The 3,421-nt window shown below is 60.2% G+C and carries 1 protein-coding gene; it reads right to left on the bottom strand.

The window, feature by feature from the left end:
• The coding region (gene rpoC / locus C9413_RS29780) for a DNA-directed RNA polymerase subunit beta' (RefSeq protein ID WP_170251313.1) at positions 1–3,040 on the bottom strand (3,040 nt) is incomplete at its 3' end.
• Between the last annotated feature and the right edge of the window lie 381 nt (positions 3,041–3,421).

The raw sequence follows: 3,421 nt of genomic DNA, 5'->3' as shown, positions 1-3,421 counted from the left end.
CCAGACGCTGGCCGCGCTTTACCTTGTCGCACTCGTCCACATACAGCTTAGAACCGTAGGCAACGCGCTGCGAGGAGCGCTCAACGCCACGCTCGTCCAGGATCTGGACGGTCATGTTGCGGCCCATGGCAACGAGGATGCCTTCGGAGTTCCGCAGAAGGTTGCGGTTCTTGATCTGAACCGTTCCTTCATACGAGGCCTCCAGGAACGACTGGTCGACCACGGTGGCCGTACCGCCAAGGTGGAAGGTACGCATGGTGAGCTGCGTGCCTGGCTCGCCGATCGACTGAGCCGCGATGACGCCGACCGCTTCGCCCATGTTGACCGGCGTACCGCGAGCAAGGTCGCGGCCGTAGCAGACAGAGCAGACGCCTGTCTGGATTTCGCAGGTCAGTGCCGAACGGATGCGGATCGACTGGATACCAGCTTTTTCGATCTCGACGACATCTGGCTCGAGGATCATCTTGCCGGCATCGACGATGCGCTCGCCGGTGACCGGGTGATCGATGTTGTCGAGTGCCGTACGGCCGAGGATACGTGCGCCGAGCGAGGCAACGACCTGGCCGGCATCGACGATCGCAGTCATGGTGAGGCCCTTGTCGGTGCCGCAATCCACGGAGTTGACGATGCAATCCTGCGCGACGTCGACGAGACGGCGGGTCAGGTAGCCCGAGTTTGCCGTCTTCAAGGCGGTGTCTGCCAGTCCCTTACGGGCGCCGTGCGTCGAGTTGAAGTACTCGTTGACGGTCAGGCCTTCCTTGAAGTTCGAGATGATCGGCGTCTCGATGATTTCGCCCGACGGCTTAGCCATCAGGCCGCGCATGCCGCCCAGCTGACGCATCTGGTTCGGCGAACCGCGGGCGCCCGAGTGGCTCATCATGTAGATCGAGTTCATAGGCTTCTGGCGGCCGGTCTTTTCGTCGAACTCGATAGCCTTGATGCGGGCCATCATCTCTTCGGCGACCTTCTCGGTGGCCTTGCCCCAGGCATCGACGACCTTGTTGTACTTTTCGCCCTGCGTGATGAGGCCGTCGTTGTACTGCTGCTCGTATTCCTTCACGAGTGCTTCGGTATCGCCGACGATCTTAACCTTGGTATCCGGGATCACCATGTCGTCCTTGCCGAACGAGATGCCGGCGCGGCAGGCATGCGAGAAGCCGAGCTGCATGATGCGGTCGCAGAAAATGACCGTGTCCTTCTGGCCGCAATGACGGTAGACCGTGTCGATCATCTTGGAGATGTTCTTCTTGGTCATTTCCTGGTTGCAGATGTCGAAAGGCACCTTGCCGTTCTTCGGCAGCAATTCGCCGATGAGCAGGCGGCCCGGGGTCGTTTCATAGATCTTGGAGTACGGCTTGCCGTCCTCGCTGATCGACTTGAAGCGGCCACGGATCTTGGTGTGCAGCGTGACGACCTTGCTTTCAAGAGCATGATGCAGTTCGCCGAGGTCGGAGAAGGCCATGCCTTCGCCCGGCTCGTTCTGGTTCATGATCGAGAGGTAGTAGAGGCCGAGAACCATGTCCTGCGACGGAACGATGATCGGTGCGCCGTTGGCCGGGTGCAGGATGTTGTTCGTCGACATCATCAGAACGCGGGCTTCGAGCTGGGCTTCGAGAGGCAGTGGCACGTGGACGGCCATCTGGTCACCATCGAAGTCGGCGTTGAAGGCCGTGCAAACGAGCGGATGCAGCTGGATCGCCTTGCCTTCGACCAGGGTGGGTTCGAAGGCCTGGATGCCCAGGCGGTGCAGCGTCGGCGCGCGGTTCAAGAGAACCGGATGCTCGCGGATGACCTCGTCGAGGATATCCCAGACTTCCGGCTTTTCCTTCTCGACCAGCTTTTTCGCCTGCTTGACGGTCGAGGAATAACCCTTGGCGTCGAGGCGCGCGTAGATGAACGGCTTGAAGAGTTCGAGCGCCATCTTCTTCGGCAGGCCGCACTGGTGCAGCTTCAGCTCCGGACCGGTCACGATGACCGAGCGGCCGGAATAGTCAACGCGCTTGCCGAGCAGGTTCTGGCGGAAGCGGCCCTGCTTGCCCTTGAGCATGTCGGAGAGCGACTTCAGCGGACGCTTGTTGGCACCCGTGATGACGCGGCCGCGACGGCCGTTGTCGAACAGCGCATCGACGGATTCCTGCAACATGCGCTTTTCGTTGCGGATAATGATACCCGGCGCACGAAGCTCGATCAGGCGCTTCAGACGATTGTTACGGTTGATGACGCGCCGATAGAGATCGTTCAGGTCCGACGTGGCAAAGCGGCCGCCATCGAGCGGAACCAGCGGACGCAGATCCGGCGGGATCACCGGAACGACCTTCATGATCATCCATTCCGGACGGTTGCCGGATTCCATGAAGTTCTCGACGATCTTCAGCCGCTTCATCAGCTTCTTCTGCTTGAGATCCGACGTGGTGTCGGCAAGCTCGGAACGCAGATCGCCGGCGATCTTCTCGAGGTTCATCGATGCCAGCATCTCGTAGATGGCTTCAGCGCCGATCATCGCCGTGAACTGGTCTTCGCCATATTCGTCGACGGCGAGCATGTACTCTTCTTCCGAGAGGAGCTGATGTTCCTTAAGGGCCGTGAGGCCCGGCTCGGTGACGATGTAGTTTTCGAAATACAGGACGCGCTCGACATCCTTCAGCGTCATGTCGAGCAACGTGGAAATGCGGCTCGGCAGCGACTTCAGGAACCAGATGTGGGCAACGGGTGCTGCAAGCTCGATATGGCCCATGCGCTCGCGCCGAACGCTCGACATCGTGACTTCGACGCCGCACTTTTCGCAGATGATGCCCTTGTTCTTCATGCGCTTGTACTTGCCGCAAAGGCACTCGTAGTCCTTGATCGGCCCGAAGATGCGCGCGCAGAAGAGACCATCGCGTTCCGGCTTGAACGTGCGGTAGTTGATGGTTTCCGGCTTCTTGATCTCGCCGTAGGACCAGGAAAGGATCTTCTCCGGAGAGGCAATCGAAATCCGGATGGAGTCGAAATTCTGTGCAGGCACCTGCGGATTGAAAAGATTCATGACCTCTTGGTTCATGCCTGTCTCCTTCATGGGCGAAAGCGCCCTTAGCTTGCGATGGTCGGCGGCAAATCCCGGGAGCCGCGCCAACGCTCAAAAACGACAATAACCGCACAATGCGGCGGAAACGTCCCTGCCCGGCCGACACATTGCGGGGCCATGGCGGGAACGGTGTGCGCCCTCTTAAGGCGCACACCCTATCAAGAGGGTACTCGGCTGCGTCCGGCAACTGGCCCTCCTGCTGCAGATCCTCGTCCTTCGGGTTCTCCAACTCCACGGTCAGGCCGAGAGAGCGCATTTCCTGGACGAGACCGCTTAAGCTCTCGGGAATCACCTCTTGGAACGTCTCAGCGCCCCGGACGCGTGCTTCGTCGACCCTGGGCCGGCCGCGTACGTCGC

It is taken from the genome of Rhizobium sp. SEMIA 4085 (genome assembly GCF_013004495.1).
Classification (GTDB): Bacteria; Pseudomonadota; Alphaproteobacteria; order Rhizobiales; family Rhizobiaceae; genus Rhizobium; species Rhizobium gallicum.
Note: the sequence above shows the minus strand (reverse complement) of the source record. Positions and strands in the feature narration are given on the sequence as shown.